At 57.6% G+C, this 17046-nt stretch carries 18 protein-coding genes; 4 read left to right on the forward strand and 14 right to left on the reverse strand.

Annotated elements, in window-relative coordinates:
* The first annotated feature begins 299 nt into the window (after positions 1-299).
* Positions 300-830 carry a glycine zipper 2TM domain-containing protein gene (locus Q672_RS29950; protein ID WP_022986214.1) on the forward strand — a complete coding sequence of 177 codons (531 nt, stop codon included), beginning with the start codon at positions 300-302 and terminating at the stop codon, positions 828-830.
* 57 nt (positions 831-887) lie between these two features.
* Here the strand turns inward: Q672_RS29950 and Q672_RS29955 are convergent, their stop codons facing one another.
* The 3 genes from Q672_RS29955 to Q672_RS29965 form a co-directional block, all read right to left on the reverse strand.
* The gene (locus Q672_RS29955; protein ID WP_022986215.1) at positions 888-1796 is read right to left on the reverse strand and encodes an oxidoreductase; all 909 of its coding nucleotides are present in this window, start codon (positions 1794-1796) and stop codon (positions 888-890) included.
* Positions 1797-1906: 110 nt separating this feature from the next.
* Complete coding sequence (locus Q672_RS29960) at positions 1907-2509, reverse strand: DNA-3-methyladenine glycosylase I (protein ID WP_022986216.1); 603 nt, start codon at positions 2507-2509, stop codon at positions 1907-1909.
* The gene (locus tag Q672_RS29965; protein ID WP_022986217.1) at positions 2506-4281 is read right to left on the reverse strand and encodes an alpha/beta fold hydrolase; all 1776 of its coding nucleotides are present in this window, start codon (positions 4279-4281) and stop codon (positions 2506-2508) included. Before Q672_RS29965 ends, Q672_RS29960 begins: the two co-directional genes overlap by 4 nt.
* 146 nt (positions 4282-4427) lie before the next feature.
* On the opposite strand from Q672_RS29965, the gene Q672_RS29970 reads away from it, so the two are divergent.
* Positions 4428-4868, forward strand: coding sequence for a thioesterase family protein (locus Q672_RS29970; protein WP_022986218.1), 441 nt, complete (start codon positions 4428-4430; stop codon positions 4866-4868).
* Between the two features lie 6 nt (positions 4869-4874).
* On the opposite strand, the gene Q672_RS29975 is transcribed toward Q672_RS29970, so the two are convergent.
* From Q672_RS29975 to gltS, 10 genes are all read right to left on the reverse strand, one after another.
* The gene (locus tag Q672_RS29975) at positions 4875-6065 is read right to left on the reverse strand and encodes an NAD(P)/FAD-dependent oxidoreductase (protein ID WP_022986219.1); all 1191 of its coding nucleotides are present in this window, start codon (positions 6063-6065) and stop codon (positions 4875-4877) included.
* 73 nt (positions 6066-6138) lie between these two features.
* On the reverse strand, positions 6139-6405 hold the full coding sequence (locus Q672_RS29980) for a hypothetical protein (RefSeq protein WP_022986220.1): 267 nt from the start codon (positions 6403-6405) through the stop codon (positions 6139-6141).
* A 116-nt stretch (positions 6406-6521) separates the two neighbouring features.
* Positions 6522-7490, reverse strand: a complete 969-nt coding sequence (gene cysK / locus Q672_RS29985) for a cysteine synthase A (RefSeq protein WP_022986221.1) — start codon at positions 7488-7490, stop codon at positions 6522-6524.
* 31 nt (positions 7491-7521) lie between these two features.
* Positions 7522-8544, reverse strand: coding sequence for a CNNM domain-containing protein (locus Q672_RS29990; protein ID WP_022986222.1), 1023 nt, complete (start codon positions 8542-8544; stop codon positions 7522-7524).
* 72 nt (positions 8545-8616) lie between these two features.
* Positions 8617-9357: an S-methyl-5'-thioinosine phosphorylase gene (locus Q672_RS29995; RefSeq protein ID WP_022986223.1), complete on the reverse strand. Its 741-nt coding sequence runs from the start codon at positions 9355-9357 to the stop codon at positions 8617-8619.
* On the reverse strand, positions 9357-9929 hold the full coding sequence (locus tag Q672_RS30000; RefSeq protein WP_022986224.1) for a hypoxanthine-guanine phosphoribosyltransferase: 573 nt from the start codon (positions 9927-9929) through the stop codon (positions 9357-9359). Before Q672_RS30000 ends, Q672_RS29995 begins: the two co-directional genes overlap by 1 nt.
* Positions 9916-11070 (reverse strand): mechanosensitive ion channel family protein, encoded by a 1155-nt coding sequence (locus Q672_RS30005; protein ID WP_022986225.1) that lies wholly within the window; start codon positions 11068-11070, stop codon positions 9916-9918. Before Q672_RS30005 ends, Q672_RS30000 begins: the two co-directional genes overlap by 14 nt.
* Positions 11067-12086, reverse strand: a complete 1020-nt coding sequence (gene nagZ / locus Q672_RS30010) for a beta-N-acetylhexosaminidase (RefSeq protein WP_022986226.1) — start codon at positions 12084-12086, stop codon at positions 11067-11069. The genes Q672_RS30005 and nagZ overlap by 4 nt, the downstream gene beginning before the upstream one ends.
* Positions 12087-12107: 21 nt before the next feature.
* The gene (locus tag Q672_RS30015; protein WP_022986227.1) at positions 12108-12578 is read right to left on the reverse strand and encodes a L,D-transpeptidase; all 471 of its coding nucleotides are present in this window, start codon (positions 12576-12578) and stop codon (positions 12108-12110) included.
* A gap of 2 nt (positions 12579-12580) precedes the next feature.
* Positions 12581-13765 (reverse strand): sodium/glutamate symporter, encoded by a 1185-nt coding sequence (gene gltS, locus Q672_RS30020; RefSeq protein WP_022986228.1) that lies wholly within the window; start codon positions 13763-13765, stop codon positions 12581-12583.
* A gap of 93 nt (positions 13766-13858) precedes the next feature.
* On the opposite strand from gltS, the gene nth reads away from it, so the two are divergent.
* Positions 13859-14497, forward strand: coding sequence for an endonuclease III (nth, locus tag Q672_RS30025; RefSeq protein ID WP_022986229.1), 639 nt, complete (start codon positions 13859-13861; stop codon positions 14495-14497).
* On the opposite strand, the gene Q672_RS30030 is transcribed toward nth, so the two are convergent.
* Positions 14478-16400: a DUF748 domain-containing protein gene (locus tag Q672_RS30030; protein ID WP_022986230.1), complete on the reverse strand. Its 1923-nt coding sequence runs from the start codon at positions 16398-16400 to the stop codon at positions 14478-14480. The genes nth and Q672_RS30030 overlap by 20 nt on opposite strands.
* 130 nt (positions 16401-16530) lie before the next feature.
* Here Q672_RS30030 and Q672_RS30035 point away from each other — a divergent pair, with 130 nt between their 5' ends.
* Positions 16531-16998: a hotdog fold domain-containing protein gene (locus Q672_RS30035; protein ID WP_022986231.1), complete on the forward strand. Its 468-nt coding sequence runs from the start codon at positions 16531-16533 to the stop codon at positions 16996-16998.
* Positions 16999-17046 lie beyond the last annotated feature (48 nt).

The raw sequence follows: 17046 nt of genomic DNA on the forward strand, positions 1-17046 counted from the left end.
GCGCAGCAGATGGGCGCTCCAAGCCGCGCCTTTATGCTCGTCAGGGTACGTAGGGTCTTCCAGGCTGGCCCGCACTCGTTGTTGCGCTTCTTTCGAAGGTGAAGAGCCGATGGATGGACATACACCTTCAAAATCGCGCCCCTCTTTACCTTTTGACCCATACAGGGGCGAACCAGCCTGAAAGACTGAGCACACAAGGAGCTATTCAGAGGCTCCTTAACATTCTTTTGCAACTGTCCACGAACGGATTGCTCCGCCCTGCACTCCAAACCGGAAATAACCGAAATAAGGAGTGAGCCATGAAAAGCGCAGCTATTGCCGGTCTGGGTATCGCAGGTGCCGTGGCTATTGCAGGGGTCGGGTACGGCGCCTACGAGGCCATGACGCCAGCAAAATCCGGATACGCCACCGTCACCAAGGTGGAACCCATTGTTGAACGCTGGGAAGAACCCCGGGAGGTTTGTCAGGATGTCACCAGCACACGGCAGAAACCCGCCAAAGATCAGCACCGCGTGACGGGCACCGTTGTTGGCGCCGTTATCGGCGGGGTGGTTGGTCATCAATTTGGTGGCGGCAGCGGCAAAGATGCTGCCACGGCCGGCGGGGCCATTGCCGGCGGCGTGGCGGGCAACCAGATCCAGAAAGGGATGCAACAACGCAACACCGAAACCGTGACCGAACAACAATGTCGCACCGTCATGGAAAGCCGTAGCAAGACCGAAGGCTACGAAGTGACCTACGTCTTCAATGACAACGAAGACACCATCCGCCTGGACAAGAAGCCTGGCAAACGCCTGCGGATCGAAGACGGGGATGTGGTCACCCCCTGACAGGCTGTTGAACCCTCGTTCGAGAACCTGACCCGGTTCTCGAACGACGGACCGCAATCAGGGGTTCAGATAGTGAACCCCTGTCATATTCTCCGATACCTGCCACAACCGCTGTGCCACTTCCGGGTTATCGGCGATCCGGCGGGCATAGGCTTTGGCCGGATAGCCACGTAGCTCCAGCAGCTTGCCATCGGGTCCGTAATATTCCCCGGCCTGCACATCCGCACTGGTCGCCGCCATCACACCCGGCAGGCAACCCATCTCAGCGGGTTGCGCTATCATCGCGTTGAACAACCCTCCGCCAGGTACGGTATCCTGCAAATGGGTCGCGGAGTAACCGGGGTGAGCCGCAAAGGCCCGGATAGGGGAACCGGCCGCCAGTAAGCGTCGATGCAACTCACGAGCAAAGATCAGGTTCGCCAGTTTGCTCTGCGCATAGAACGGCCAGCGCCAGTAGGATTTCTCGGCATTGAGGTTATCCCACATGATCTTGCCGCCCCGATGCACCACACTGGATATCTGCACGATGCGTGGTGCCGGTGCCGCCTCCAAGACCGGCAGTAGCTGCCCGGTCAGCGCAAAATGGCCAAGATGATTGGTGCCAAACTGAATCTCAAATCCGTCTTTGGTGCGCTGCAGTGGTGGCGCCATCAAGCCGGCATTATTGAGCAGCACATCCACCTTGTCGAAACGGCCACTAACCTCCTGCGCAAATTCTTTAACGGAGGCCAGATCAGCCAGATCCAGCGCCATGATCTCCAAACTGGCGCCCGCGGTTTCGGCCATCACCTGCTCGGCCGCAGCTTGCGCTTTGGATGCATTCCGGCACGCCATGATCACCTGCGCGCCATTGGCCGCAAACAGCTTGACGGCCTCCAGCCCAATACCACTGTTCGCGCCGGTCACCAAAATGGTCTTATTGCTCAAATCCGGAATATGGTCCGGCCGCCAGGTGGATCTTCCCATCTCATGCTCCTTGCAGAGACTCGTGTCTCGTCCGATTTCGGTAGCGCTATAGTGCGCATTCAGCACACCAATCAAAACCACCCAAACATGCATTGTCCCGGTATAACCGGTCAGTCAGGTTTCACGAACACTCGCCGGGCAGAGACTACCTGGCCGCGCACCGCGCAGTCCGGATGATGATCATTCACCAACCCCATGGCTTGCATGAAGGCATAGCACGTCGTGGGACCAACAAATTTCCAGCCTCGGCTTTTCAGTGCTTTAGACAGTGCTTGGGACCGGGGTGAGGTGGTTCGGGTAACGGGCTGCGCATTGGTCGGCTCCTCAAAGCGCCAGAAGAACGCGGCCAGTGAGCCCTCCTCTTTAATCATGTCCCGTGCGCAACGGGCGTTGTGAATAGCCGCTTCTATTTTTCGGCGATTCCGAATCAGGCCACTATCGGTCAGCATTCTCTCAATCTGTACTGGTCCGAAAGCCGCCACAGATTCGATATGGAAATCGCAGAAGGCACGGCGGAAGTTTTCCCGTTTCTCCAGGACGGTGCGCCAGCTCAAACCACACTGAAAGGCTTCAAGGCAGACCTTTTCGAACAGGTGACGATCCTCCTTCACCGGAAATCCCCACTCGGTATCGTGATAGCGCTGAAAATCCGGTGCAGCAGTGACCCAGGCGCAACGACACAGGCCATCGCTTCCTACAACGGTCGCTGTCATCCTGACGCCTTGTACGTGGGTGCTGCGGTGGCAGGGAGCTCAAGCAACTCGACAAGAAAATCCTGCCAATGGGTATAGACCATAAACCGGCCATAGCCAGGAAAACTGCGGAAGCGGACATTGGGAATAGAGGAAGCCAGTCCACGGGCACTTCCGATGGAAATAATGCGGTCGTCTTCACCATGCCATTGCAGAACCGGTATTGAGATAGTGCCCAAGTCCACTTGCCAGGGTTCCTGCATTCTCAGATATTCCTCCAGATGGACCCTGGCACCCTGAAACTGGCTGTGGCGCATGCGCTTGATGGTGCGGGACAACAGCTCCTCATCCGCAAAGATTTTTTGATCCGCCAGGCAAAGATTCTTGGCCATGCGAACATAAAACCTTTCCGGGGCCTTCTGTACGCCACGGATCGCTAATCGGCCAATCAGCAGAAACAGCCGAGGGTCTCGCCGAAATACGCGCAATAACATCTTGTGTAGCCGGTCCAGCTTATCGAGCTCGAAATGCTCAATCGGGACAGTACTGGCAAGAATCCCCAAGCGACTGAACAACTCTGGATCCTGTGCAGCTGCACACAGGGCGTAAGGCCCGCCACCGCAATAGCTGGCCATAGGAGGGCGTTCAATCCCGAGGTGCTGGCAAAGGAAGCGGATATCCGCCCCCAAATTGCCGAACTGCAGGTCGGGATTGTAGGTAGAAATCCCATAACCGGGACGCACGATCAAAATTACCCGCAGATTCTGCTCCCGATACCAGCGATCAAACCAGGCATGGTCCGGAAGCGACGAACCGAGATTATCCAAGGTCAGTACCGGCGCGCCATCCGGGGCGCCGTATTCCATCCAGCTCAGCACCCGCCCGTCCGGCAAGGTCACCGTATATTCCTGCTCCGTCTGTTCGGCGGGCAGGTTAGCCCCCTGGACAAGCGCATGCCCCATCACACGGCTGACCAGCTGCACCTGGCTGTTGGCCTCCAGCTTGGCCATGGTCGACTTCAACTGGGTTCGCGCTGTATGCACGCTGATATCGAGAAGCGCCGCGCTCTGATTCAGATTGCCGACTTTGCACAGCACGTGCAGCAATCGTGCTTCTGCTGGTGAGATGGCAAACAACGACTGCAGCCTCTCTGCGGATGGGGTGACGATACTGTGACCGGACAATACCCAGAGTATCGTGCGTACTTGAGAAATGTTGCCGGGAGCATCGGATTTCTGCACTGGAACACAAAGCAGTGAGACGCTCTCTTCCGGCGCGCTCAACAGCTGGGTGTTTCTACCTTCCGCCAGTTTATTGACTTGCACCAGAGCCTGACGCAATTTTCGATCATGAATGACTAATTGGCCGCTACTTGTCAGTTGCACGACCCCTTCCGCCAGCACCTGATGGGCAATCGCATTACACTCCACGACCTGCATCCATTCATCAAGCATCAGCATGGGCCAGGGCATCTGGTTATATAAGGTATTGAGCACCTGACACCGGTCTTCCAGCGCATGCATATAAGCACTGCTTTTGACAGCTCGCTCAAGATGCTCGATCAAGTGCTCCACTTCCGGCCTGACGGAGGAGTTACCCACTACGGCCCTGGTCACCGCAGGGCGTCCAGGGTTATCTCCTGCTGGGCTTTCCTCCTCAGAATCCGGTGTTGCCTCACCGTGGCCAGCCCACTCTGCCAACGTATCCAACAGGTCCACCCAGTCACCCGGGGCAAGCGCGGTGTCATAGATCTGGGCGATCACATCATTATCGTTCTTGTTTTTCTTGCGCACGGCGGCATCCACTCACGGGTATGCAGTTATAGTAAAAAGCCCCGACCGAAGGTCAACCTCTTACAACAATTCAAAATATGGAACTAAGTTTCACAAAATGATGCCCTCGGCGTAACATACCGCCTCACCGCCCCGGAGGACGCGCTATGGCACGAGTTCAACTGGAGCTGCCCGAGCAGTTTCTGTATACCCACACCATTAATGTTCGCATGACCGACCTGAACACAGGCAAGCATGTGGGCAATGACCAGATGATCTCGTTACTCTCCGAGGCCCGCTACCGGTTCTTCTGCGACGTTGGTTTCGACCAGTTTGAGCGTCAGGGACAAAGTATCGTGGTGACGGACTTGGTGGCGACTTACAAGGCGGAAAGCTTTGCCCAAGACGATCTGCAATTTGAAGTCGGCCTGATGGATTTCAACAAGTACGGCGCGGACCTGATTTTCAGGGTGACCAAACAACCATCTGGCCAAGTGGTGGTTCTGGCAAAACAGGGCTTCGTTTTTTTTGATCATGCCCGGCATGGAGTCATTCCGGTACCCGATAACTTTCGCCAGCAGTTTGCCTCGATTGCTGACCAGGCCTGATGGTGGCTACAACGCCATCCCGGTACACCAGCCACTGGCCCAGGCCCATTGGAAATTAAATCCGCCCAGCTGACCGGTGACATCCAGAACTTCACCGATGAAGTGCAGTCCCGGGACCGTTTTGACTTCAAAGTTTCGGGAAGAGAGACCGTCGGTATTCACCCCCCCCAGCGTCACCTCTGCGGTACGGTACCCTTCTGTCCCTGAGGGCTTGAACTGCCAGCCCTTGAGCACTGCGGCCACCCCGCCAAGACGGTCATTGCTGAATTGCTGAAGGTGGCCTTGCCAGCCGAATTGCTCCACCAGCGCAGCAGACAAGCGCTGGGAAAAATACTGGCGCAACCAACGCTCCAGCCCCCGATTGGGGTGCGCATTGCGTTCCTGAATCAAGACCTGAAGTGGGTCTTCCAACTGTGGAAGCCAGTCCACGGTGACCGCGGTGCCCGGCGCCCAGAAGCTGGACACCTGCAACATGGCCGGCCCGGACAGCCCCCGATGGGTAATCAGCATCGGCTCAGCGAAACGTGCCTTTCCCGCCTCGGCCACCACCTCCGTGCTGATCCCTGATAACTCCGACAACCAGGCCTTGTGCTCGGGAGGCAGCGTAAACGGCACCAGACCGGCCCGGGTGGGTAACACCGACAGACCAAACTGCTCTGCCAGCTGGTAACCAAAACCACTGGCGCCCATGGTCGGAATCGACAAGCCCCCGCAGGCCACCACCAGTGACTGGCATCGCACCGTTTCCCGGGTAGTGGTCAATTCAAAGCCAGAGTCTGTCCTGACTACCCTGCGGATTCCGGTATCCAGCTGTATCTCTGCCCCGGCCCACTCACACTCCGTCAATAACACCGCCAGCAAGGCCTTGGCACTGTCGGCGCAGAACAATTGCCCCGGCGCCTTCTCCACATGCTCTACACCATGGCGTTCCACCAGTTCCAGAAAGTGCCAGGGGGTGTAACGCTTGAGCGCAGATTTACAAAAATGGGGATTGGCAGAAACGAAATGTTCCGGCGTGGTATTCAGGTTGGTGAAGTTACAGCGACCGCCGCCGGACATGAGAATTTTCTTGCCAGCCTTGTTGGCATGGTCGATCACCCGCACGCGATGCCCTTGGTAAGCCGCGGTAGCGGCACACATCAGACCCGCCGCACCGGCACCGATCACAACAACATCAACGACACTGGAAACAGTCATGTAAGCTCCAAAATCAAGGAGCGAAGGATAGCGGGATCGGGCTATACCAGAAAGGTATAGCCCCGGAAAAACATTAGCGGATGACCGACGCCTCCATTGATGCGGAATAATTCTCGCTGCTGGCGTCGTTTACGGTCGCGGCTCCGTTCGCGATCTGAACCTGACTCCGGTAACGACCGCTTGCCATTACCTGTTCGCCGGGCAACAAGCGGGACGACGGTGGTTCAGATTGCCCATATTGCGGTTCAGCCGGACGATCACTGCTGCTTATATCATCTTCCTCGAAATAACAGCCTGCCAGCAAACCGGCAATGATTGCACTCAAGATCAGTTGCTTCATCTTTCCCCCACGGTCTGCCACGACCAAAATGTCCGTTTCCCGGATCGTCTGCTGTTATACCCCGGCGCGCACTGGTCCGGCAAGCCAGCCGGTCAGAGCTGGCTTGACGAAGCCTGTTATTGGCTGAGTTCCTGCTCGCTGAACATGTCTGCGAACAGCGGCGAAGTCAGGTAGCGCTCCCCGGAATCGGGCAAGATCACCACGATGGTCTTGTCCTTGAACTCGGGCAGCTGGCTGATACGGTCCGCCACACACATGGCCGCACCGCAGGAAATACCGGCAAGGATGCCCTCTTCCTGCATCAGCTTGTGGGCCCAGGCCATGGCGTCCTCGTTGCTCACTTGTTCCGCGCGGTCCACCACACTCAGGTCCAGATTCTTTGGCACAAAGCCGGCACCGATGCCCTGAATCTTGTGCGGGCCGTGGGTGGGCTCTTCACCGTTCAGCCCGGCGGTAATCATGGTCGAAGAGTCCGGCTCCACAGCGATACTGGTAATGGCCTTGCCCTGGGTCTGCTTGATATAACGGGACACGCCAGTGATGGTCCCGCCGGTACCCACACCCGCCACCAGCACATCAATATCGCCACCGGTGGCCTCCCAGATTTCCGGGCCCGTGGTCTGTTCGTGAATAGCGGGATTGGCCGGGTTCTCGAACTGTTGCAGCATCAGGTGCGTATCAGGGTTTTCCTCAACCAGCTCCTGCGCCCTGGCAATGGCACCCGGCATGCCTTTCGGGCCGGGAGTCAGGACCAGTTTGGCACCCAGTGCCTTGAGAATCTTGCGACGCTCCAGACTCATGGAGTCGGGCATAGTCAGCACCAGATCGTAACCACGAGCAGCGGCCACGTAGGCCAGGGCAATACCGGTATTGCCGCTGGTGGGTTCCACCAGAGTCATGCCTGGCTTCAGTTTGCCGCTTTTTTCCGCATCCCAGATCATGGAGGCACCGATCCGGCACTTGACGCTGCCCGCCGGGTTACGCGACTCCAGCTTGGCCAATACATTGCCCTTGGTAATGCGGTTAATTTTCACCAGCGGGGTTTTGCCGATGGTCTCGCTGTTGTCCTTGTAGATCTGTGTCATGTTGTCTCCTTGGTATGCGATAAGCGCAAACTCAATTCCCGGAATCTTTTTTCAGCTTGCGGCTCCAGCGCTGTCTGGCGTAAAGACGCATATCTGCCACATTGTCCGTTTCATCCATGATCTCGCGGCCAAGGATGCTTTCCAGAATATCCTCAAGGGTGATCAGTCCCACCCAGGTACCATGCTCGTCGTAGACCACAGCCATATGCTGACGTTGGGTCAACATGGCATGAAACAAGTCCTCAATACTCAACGAGGTGCTCACCATGGTAACTTCGTGAGCCAGCACCGTCATGGACTGCTCCAGAGGAACCCCCAGCAAGTCAGACTTGTGGATATAGCCCTGCGCTTCGCCACTGGCCGTCATCACCGGGAAACGGGAAAAGGGCTGGCCTTTTTCTCTCTCGATGAAATCTGCGACTGACATGTCCGGGCTGACAACCCGGCACACGGTACGCGGTGTCATGATCGCTCCCACCTTCACGTCATGCAGGCGGAGAATGTTCTTGATGACCTTGTACTCATCTTCCTGCAGGGCCTCCTGATCCTTGCCCATGGCCGCCAGCGCACGAATCTCTGCCCGCACATCCACATCATGCTCGTTACCACCAATCTGGCTGGTGATCAGTTTCGACAACCAGACAAAGGGCGCCAAGGAAACCATGATGAACTTGAGCATGGGCGGCAAAAGGGGGGCCAAGGACCGCCAGTACTTGGCGCCGATGGTCTTGGGAATAATTTCTGAAAGAATCAGAATCGCCAGGGTCATCACCCCCGATGCCGCCGCCAGCCAGGTTTCACCAAACACCACAGCAACCTGTGCTCCCACCCCTGTGGCACCCACCGTGTGGGCAACGGTATTCAGCGTCAGGATCGCGGACAGCGGTTTATCGATATCGTCTTTGAAGGCCCTTAACGCCTTGTGGAGCGCCGGGCGTGTATCTCGCAGACCGGCAATAAAACTTGGCGTAATGGACAACAGTGCAGCTTCCAGCACGGAGCACAAGAACGAAAAACCAATGGAAATGGCGGCAAAGATGATCAGCAGGGTCAAGGGAGCAGACTCCTTCTGCAACTGGCGGCAGCCCCTGACACGCAAGGCCTGCCGTTTGCGAGAACGGTTAAATCAGGGGCGATAATCACTGGCAAACTCTGCCAGCAACTGGCACACATTCGCCATCCCATCATGAATCACCGCCTCAATTTCTTCCATGGTGATTTCATGGGTGGATTTGCCCGCGCCGGGGTTGACCACCAGCGACAGCATGGCATAGGGAATGCCCAGTTCACGGGCGAGTACCGCTTCCGGCATGCCGGTCATGCCGACAATATCGCAGCCATCACGCTCCATGCGGGCGATTTCTGCGGCGGTTTCCAGCCGGGGCCCCTGGGTGGCACCATAGCAACCCCCATCGCTCCACTTGAGATCAGAGGCGGCAAGGCGGGCTTTCAGGGCATCGCGCAGGGCCGTATCAAACGGCCAGCTGAAGTCCACATGCACCAGCGGGTCAGCCGGATCGTCAAACAGGGTGCTCTCGCGACCCCAGGTGTAATCAATGATCTGGTCCGGTAGCACCAGCGCACCGGTGGGCGCCAGCGTGGTGATGCCACCTACCGCATTGGCCGCCACAATCGCCGTCGCACCGGCCTCTTTCAGCGCCACCATGTTGGCCCGGTAATTCACTTGGTGAGGCAACAGCACATGGGGGTCGCCATGACGGGCCAGAAACAGTACCCGCTGGCCATCCAGTTCACCTTCCACCACCGGGGCAGAAGGCTCACCAAAACGGGTGGTAATGGCATGTTTGTCGACAATGCGCAGGTTATCCATGCGCGTCAGGCCGGTGCCACCGATAAATGCCAGCATCAGCTGTCGCTCTCCTTCACTGCGTAGATACCCGGCGCGTTACGCCAGAAGCCCTTGTAGTCCATGCCCATACCGAACAGGTAATAATCCTCGGCTTCCAGAGCCGTGAAATCGGCTTTCAAACCCGGTCGGGCCTTACGGTCGTGTTTCTTGTCGACCAGCACACAGGTCTTCACCGACGCCGCGCCCTGGGCGTAACAGGCTTCGATGATCGACAACAGGGTCGAGCCCACATCCAGGATGTCATCGACAATCAACACATCGCGGCCCGCCAGACTGGCATTGGGGGTGACGATCCATTCCACGGCACCGCCGGAGGTGGCCCCGAGATAGCGGCTGGCATGCAGGTAATCCATCTCCAGTGGGAAATCCAGGCGTTTGACCAGCTCGGCCGCGAAAATCATGCCGCCATTCATGATAGTCACGAACACTGGCACTTTGCCGGAGTAGGCCTCGGTCACCTCGAACGCGAGTTTGGCGATGGCTTCCTGAACTTGATCGGACGAATGCAGCTCGATGGCCTCGCGGCGTACCCGCATCAGTTCCTGTTGTACGTCGTTAGCGCTGGACATGTGTAGTTTCCTCGGCGTTGTCGTCCTCCAGCCCGGTGGCCGGATGGTCGTTGTCGCTGATCAGATGCAGGGTGCGGGTCGGGAAGGCGAACTCGGCACCGTGCTCATGGACAATGTTCATGATTTTCATAAGCACGTCCTGCTTGATCTCATGGTAACGCACCCACTGGGTGGTTTCGGTGAAGGTGTAGATGAAGAACTCCAGGTGTGACGCCCCATAACTGTCGAAATTGACAATCAGGGTACGCCCCTCAGTATCCAGTTCTTCATGGGCAACCAGCATGGCTTTTACCGCTTCCACGATACCCGGCATTTTTTCCCAGTCGTCGTAACGGATACCAATCTTCTCGTAGATACGGCGATTGAGCATGCGGGACGGGTTTTCCAGCACAATGGAGGTAAACATCGCATTAGGGATATACAACGGTCGCTGGTCAAAGGTGCGGATGCGGGTCAGACGCCAGCCGATATTCTCCACCGTGCCTTCAATGGAACGGTCTGGCGAGCGCACCCAGTCGCCGACACGGAACGGCTTGTCCAGATAGATCATCATGCCGCCAAAGAAGTTGGCCAGCAGGTCCTTGGCGGCAAAAGCCACCGCCATGCCACCAATACCGCCAAATGCCAGCACCCCGGAAATGCTGTATCCGAGTGTCTGCAGAATAATCAGTGCAGCGGTAATGATCACCGAGACCCTCAGCAGCTTGGCAATGGCCGCTGCGGTGGACTGGTCCATGGGCTTGCGCATGCGCTCCGGATCGATGAGGTTTTTCTGGGTATAGGAGATAAACCGGTTCAGGAACATGGCAATAATGATGATGAAGGCGATCCGCCGCGCCTGGGGCACCATGTCAAAGATCAGATTTTCTTCTTCGCTGACGCTCTGCATCAGCTCAACGCTGATCGAGAGGCCCACCACCCAGAAGAACAGCCGCACCGGGATCCGGGCCGCTTCCAGCAAGGCATCATCCCACAAGGTATCGGTTTTGATGATCAGACGTTCGATAACATCGATCGCCCGCATCAGGATAAAATTCACCGACACAGTACATAACACCACAATAAAAAGCTGTGTCAGCCAGATATCCGAAGGGGTATCTAGCGTCGGCCAGACCAGCAACTGCTGCCAATCCCAGTTCATGTGTTCTCCTCAATCAATCGTGTTGCCACTGCTTCAGCGGCCTGCCGCCGGCCGATGTCCATGGCATGCCGTGGTCGGCAACGCAGGCCGCCGACCGCAACCTGCCCCTGATGGCCAGCGGTTTCCAGATAGCCAAGCACCTCTTGTGCCCCTGACTGGCAATTGCAGGCCAGCACCATGTCGCAACCTGCCTTGAGCGCCGCCTCGGCACGTTGGGCATAACCGCCCGCCCCATGGGCCCCCGCCATGGACAAGTCATCGGAAAAAATCACGCCACGAAAACCGAGACGTTCTCGCAATACGGTTTGCAACCAGAACGGCGAGAACCCGGCGGTCTGGTTCTCCACTGCACTGTAAATCACATGGGCAGGCATGATGCCATCCAGCCGCGACGCCAGTGCCGCAAACGGACGCAGGTCCGCTTGCTCAATCTCATCCATGGGGCGCGGGTCTACCGGCAGCTCCAGATGGGAATCTGCTACCACATGGCCATGACCAGGGAAGTGCTTTCCGGTCGCGGCCATACCGGCAGCATTCATGCCATCAATAAACGCCCCGGCCAGCGCTATCATCGCCTGCGGATCACCATGAAAACTGCGATCGCCGATCACCGTGCTGGCCCCATAATCCAGATCCAGCACCGGCGCAAAACTGATATCGATATCCAGCTCGGTCAATTCGGACGCCATCAGCTCGCCGATAAGTTTGGCATCCTGCAGCGCCTGCTCAGGCCCGCACGCGTAACCCCGCCCCAGTGCAGCCATGGGAGGCAAGCGCACAAAGCCTTCCCGAAAACGCTGCACCCTGCCCCCTTCCTGATCGACAGCGATCAGCATGTCTGGGCGGATTTCGCGAATCTGGCGCACCAGCTCAGCCAGTTGCTGCCGGTCCTGATAATTGCGGGTAAATAGAATCAAACCACCGGCTCCAGGATGAGCCAGCATGTCTTTCTCCACCGGGGAGACCGACAGGCCTTCCAGGTCGAGCATTAAAAGCGGGGAAACCGTGTCAGACATGACAACCCTGATTGGTCACTGTTATTCCGTGATAGTCACGGCGGTACCCACCGGCACCTGATCGAAAAGCTGCACCACATCCGCGTTGCGCATACGGATGCAGCCGTGGGACGCCGGCACCCCCATAGGCTCGGAGTCCGGTGTGCCGTGAATATAAATAAAGCGCCGAAAACTATCCACGTTACCGCCCTGATTGTGCTCTGGCTCCATCCCACCCAGCCAGAGAATACGGCTGAGCACCCAGTCGAGGTCAGGATGCGCCGCAGACAAGGCTGGGCCATGAGTTTCACCCGAAAACTTGCGGCCAGTCAGCACGGCGCCTTGCGGCAAACCGGCACCAAAACGTGCCCGTACCAGGTGGCGTCCCAGCGGGGTCGCTTCACTGCCCATGACCTGGCCGGCACCATTGCGGGCCGTGGAAACCGGGTAACGGACAGGCTGCGGGCCTCGCAGCTCCAGCCACTGCCCGCTGAGATTGATGATGATGTCCATCGTTAACCTGACAACACGCTGACAAAGGTCTGAATGATGGTGGCGTTGGCAATATCGACTATAAAGCCCCCCACCACCGGCACAATGATAAACGCAAGCGGCGACGGACCATGGTGCTGTGTCACCGCCTGAATATTGGCCACCGCCGTTGGCGTCGCGCCCATGGCAAAACCGCAATGCCCGGCACACAGTACTGCAGAGTCATAATTGCGGCCCATCAACCGGAAGGTCACAAAGGTAATAAAACTCAGCGCAAGCATCACCTGCACCAGCAACATGGCGAGCATGGGCAAGGCCAGATCCACCAGCTGCAGCAACTGCAAACTCATCAGGGTAATGGCCAGGAAAATACCCAGGGCAGTATTACCGACCATGTCGATGGTGGCATCGTTCACGTGCCACAAACGCCGTGCGGTATTGCCCAGCAAGATGCAGACAAACAACACCCAGACAAAGGTGGGCAGGCGAAAGACCTCGGCAAACTGCTCAGCCGCCACGGAACCCACCACCACCCCGACAGAGAGCAGCATGAGAATGCGGATCACACTGGCTGCCGCAATGGGGCGTGCTTTCTCGGCCTGGTCATAGCGTTCATCGCCCTCCCCGGCACCATGGGCTGGAGCGGACAACCGATAACGGCGTATCAGAAACATGGCAAGAGGCCCGCCCAGCAAGGCACCAAACACCAGCCCGAAAGTGGCCGAAGCCGCCGCCAGTTCCGACACCCCGGTGAGCCCGAAGTCACGCTGGAACACTTCTGCCCAGGCAGCACCGGTACCGTGCCCGCCCGTCATGGTCACTGACCCGCCGATCAGGCCGTAATACGGCTCCAGCCCCATCACGGTGGCCATGGTCACACCAACCAGATCTTGCAGGGCCACCAGCACGATCACCAGAATGGCGAAGATCAGCATGGCCCAGCCGCCCTGCTTAAGCAGACGGAAATCGGCCGCCAGCCCCACCGCCCCGAAGAAGAAAAGCATGGCCGGGGTTTTGAAGCTTTCATCGAAAGTGAGGTTAATCCCAGCCAGTTGCAGACCGGTCACGATCAGGGTGGCCAGCAGTCCCCCTACCACCGGTTCAGGCATATTCAGTCGGGAGAGAATCCCGACCTTGTGCACGATCCACTGACCCGCCCCCAGCACCAGCAGGGCGACCATCAGCGATTCCATGGCAGAAAACTGCATCTAAACTCCTTATCCGGCCCGATTGAACGCAGGGGCCAGGCGCCACACAACGGAATGGATCCGCTATACTGCCCGCGAAATCAGGATACGGCCATGAATCGCGAGAAACGGACTGAAATTTTTACCCGATTACGGGATCAGAACCCCAACCCCACCACCGAACTGGAGTACAGCTCCGACTTCGAGCTGCTGGTTGCCGTGGTGCTATCTGCCCAGGCCACCGATGTGGGTGTCAACAAGGCCACCGCCAGGCTCTACCCGGTAGCCAACACCCCCGAAGCCATTTATGCGCTGGGACTCGAGGGCCTTAAAGAGTACATCAAGACCATCGGCCTGTTTAACTCCAAGGCCGAGAACGTGATCCAGCTGTGCAAGATTTTGATCGAGCAGCATGACAGCCAGGTGCCCCGTACCCGCGAAGAACTGGAAGCCCTGCCTGGCGTCGGTCGAAAAACCGCCAACGTGGTACTCAATACCGCCTATGGCATGCCGACCATGGCCGTGGATACCCACATCTTCCGAGTCTCAAACCGCACCCGCATTGCCCCCGGCAAAAATGTGCTGGAGGTCGAAAAACGGCTGCTTCGACTGGTGCCGGACGAGTTTCTGCGCGATGCTCACCACTGGCTGATTCTGCACGGTCGCTATGTGTGCATGGCACGTAACCCCAAATGCGGGGACTGTCTGATCGCCGACCTGTGTGAGTTTCCGCTCAGTAAACGACCGGGCTAACGGAGGCCCGGCCCAACCCGTTGAAAGGATGCATTATGAAAACCGCGTTGCCGTTGATTCTTTCCCTCGGACTGTTGTCCCCGTTCAGCCACGCCATTGAACTGACCCCTGGCAAATGGGCCATCACTGTGGAGATGAATGCTCCCGGTATGCCCGAAAACATGCGTACCCAGGTCCAACAGGACTGCGTGACCGCTGAAGAAGCCGCCAACCCGGAAGACGCCATGCGTGAAAGCTGGAAAGAAGACAATAGCGCAATCTCGTTGATGCCAACTTGCTGGTTGGCACTGGACAACGAGAGCCCCTTGATTCGGGTCTGGTTCAGTTTGAGCAGCGGGCTACCGTTCTCCAGCAGGTTCAGCCCATCCACCGCCACATCCCCTGTTACCGTGAAATCCGGTGATTCCCCTTCCACTGCGGTGTTCAATTCAAGACCCAGTGAGCCCGCCGCCAGGCGCAGCGGCATCTCCCGCTCCAGCCACGGCGACAAAGGCGCCAGCGGAAGCGCCGTCAGGGAAGCCGACGTATTGATGGACAATGGGGCGAGCTGGCCTTTCCCGGTGTGACTCAGCTTGCCTTCACCCAGTACAGTGGCCGCGCCTTCCCAACTGAACGGCGATTCTTCTCCGACCACCAGATCCTTGAGCGTAAACACGCCCTCTTCCAGCATCACGGTTTGCGCCGGATTCAGGGTGCGATCCACAAACTCGAACCGGTTACCATCCACTTTCAAGGCATCCAGGTGAAGCACCCACAGGGTTTCTGCTTCAGCAATTCTCTCTGCCGCCTGCTGGGCTTTTTCCTTGACGACCTGTTTACGCTCTTCAGCTTCATCGGGATCCGGAGGCAGAAACAGCGTCGCCAGATCAAGGCCCGCACTCCCCAGGATGGCCCGAATATGCGGTTGATTGATCAGCACCTCGGGAATATTCACCGTCTGTGAAAGGGTATCTACCGCAACACCGGACACCTTTACCTGAGGCAGCAACAGGCTTGGGGTCTCCTCGGCAGGGTTCTGAATCGCCAGATCGCGCAGCACCACCTGGCCCTTGCTGACCATCAATTGAGCATCAGGCTCGGCATTAAAGGCATATTCGGCTTCCACATCGAGCTCGCCCGAAGGCACAGTGAAGCGCACCTGTTCTGCCCCGAGCCTGGCCAGTGAAACCAGGTCTACCCCTTGCACCTGCAACCGGCCATTGGCAACAAAGGGGCTGAATTCGAAATGGCCATTCCAGTCGAACACCCCGCCATCCGGGCCTTCCAGGCGAATGGCATAATCATTCTGACCCTCGCCCTTCGATACCGTCGAGAAATTGCTGACGGTAAATGCCACGGGCAAAGTCAGTTGATGCGGCTCCTTGCCGGTGGCCTCGGTATAGCGCAGGTCACCATTGGTGAGCGTCATGGTGGCAATAGCCAGGCTCGGCAACCCGCCCTCATCCTCATCGCTCCCCACTGGCTCAGGCTCTGCCGGGTCCTCGGCAAACTGCGCCTGGGCGTGGGCGATCACATCATCGAAATTGAAAACGGATTCAGGATTCCGCTGGGCCCGTAATGTCAGGCCCTCTACGCTGATCTCGTCGAAGTACCAGGTCCAGCGGAACAGGGAAGAGAGCTGAAAATTCACATACAGACGATCAAAACCGGCCAGCACCTCAGTCTGCTCATCCGCAATGGCAAAGCCATCGACCTCTGCACTGAGTACCAGAGGGTTAAAACGCACTTCGGAAATGGTGACGTCGCGGCCCGTCAGATCAGCCAGCGCCTGTCGGGCGTTATCCTTGACCAGCCCCGGCACCACAAAGAAACCCACCAGGGTATACAGCACGAACAACAACGCCAGAACCACCAGTGTTTTGCCCTTCCAGCTGGCGCTTTTCCAAGATTGCGTGACCTTCACTACCCCACCTCTTGTACTGATTCTGATCCTGACGCCATGGTAGCAGTTGAGCGTGACAATGGCGCGCTAAACCCATTGCAGCCCTCCCCTTGGCGTGGACAATGGCGGCAATATCCACGGGAGAACCGTCATGAGTGACAACTACCTGCTCAACCTTTATGAAAAAACACTGAAACTGCCTGCCGGTCGCAAGCTGTTTTCCATGGTGTTCAGCCGCAAGGCCCCCTATTTTGCCACCATCACGCCGGTCATCACGGAATTGCGCCCCAACTTCTGCGAAGTGAAATTCAAAAAACGCAAAGGGGTGGAGAATCACATCCAGACAGTCCATGTGATCGCCATTTGTAATGCCCTGGAATGCGCCATGGGGGCCATGGCGGAATCGTCGATTCCCAAGCACCTGCGTTGGATCCCCAAAGGCATGAACGTGAATTACACCGCCAAGGCCAGCAGCAACATCACCGCCACTGCCGAGGTAAAACCGGAAGACTGGAAGCCCGGTGACCTGCCTGTCACTGTCAAGGCCATGCGTGACGACGGCACGCTGGTCGTAGAAGGCACCATTAACCTGTGGGTCAGCGAAAAGCCCAAGAAATAACCTGACTCGGGCCACCCCTCAGGTGGCCCGGCTTTCCCTCCGGTTCCA

Origin of the sequence: Alcanivorax sp. P2S70, from assembly GCF_000475295.1 — a bacterium.
In the GTDB taxonomy this organism is placed as follows: Bacteria; Pseudomonadota; Gammaproteobacteria; order Pseudomonadales; family Alcanivoracaceae; genus Alcanivorax; species Alcanivorax profundi.

Excerpts from the sequence above, each read along its gene's own strand:
- Q672_RS29950 (WP_022986214.1), top strand. The coding sequence starts at position 300 with ATGAAAAGCGCAGCTATTGCCGGTCTGGGTATCGCAGGTGCCGTGGCT.
- Q672_RS29955 (WP_022986215.1), bottom strand. The coding sequence starts at position 1,796 with ATGGGAAGATCCACCTGGCGGCCGGACCATATTCCGGATTTGAGCAAT.
- Q672_RS29960 (WP_022986216.1), bottom strand. The coding sequence starts at position 2,509 with ATGACAGCGACCGTTGTAGGAAGCGATGGCCTGTGTCGTTGCGCCTGG.
- Q672_RS29970 (WP_022986218.1), top strand. The coding sequence starts at position 4,428 with ATGGCACGAGTTCAACTGGAGCTGCCCGAGCAGTTTCTGTATACCCAC.
- Q672_RS29975 (WP_022986219.1), bottom strand. The coding sequence starts at position 6,065 with ATGACTGTTTCCAGTGTCGTTGATGTTGTTGTGATCGGTGCCGGTGCG.
- Q672_RS29980 (WP_022986220.1), bottom strand. The coding sequence starts at position 6,405 with ATGAAGCAACTGATCTTGAGTGCAATCATTGCCGGTTTGCTGGCAGGC.
- cysK (WP_022986221.1), bottom strand. The coding sequence starts at position 7,490 with ATGACACAGATCTACAAGGACAACAGCGAGACCATCGGCAAAACCCCG.
- Q672_RS29995 (WP_022986223.1), bottom strand. The coding sequence starts at position 9,357 with ATGCTGGCATTTATCGGTGGCACCGGCCTGACGCGCATGGATAACCTG.
- Q672_RS30000 (WP_022986224.1), bottom strand. The coding sequence starts at position 9,929 with ATGTCCAGCGCTAACGACGTACAACAGGAACTGATGCGGGTACGCCGC.
- Q672_RS30005 (WP_022986225.1), bottom strand. The coding sequence starts at position 11,070 with ATGAACTGGGATTGGCAGCAGTTGCTGGTCTGGCCGACGCTAGATACC.
- nagZ (WP_022986226.1), bottom strand. The coding sequence starts at position 12,086 with ATGTCTGACACGGTTTCCCCGCTTTTAATGCTCGACCTGGAAGGCCTG.
- Q672_RS30015 (WP_022986227.1), bottom strand. The coding sequence starts at position 12,578 with ATGGACATCATCATCAATCTCAGCGGGCAGTGGCTGGAGCTGCGAGGC.
- gltS (WP_022986228.1), bottom strand. The coding sequence starts at position 13,765 with ATGCAGTTTTCTGCCATGGAATCGCTGATGGTCGCCCTGCTGGTGCTG.
- nth (WP_022986229.1), top strand. The coding sequence starts at position 13,859 with ATGAATCGCGAGAAACGGACTGAAATTTTTACCCGATTACGGGATCAG.
- Q672_RS30035 (WP_022986231.1), top strand. The coding sequence starts at position 16,531 with ATGAGTGACAACTACCTGCTCAACCTTTATGAAAAAACACTGAAACTG.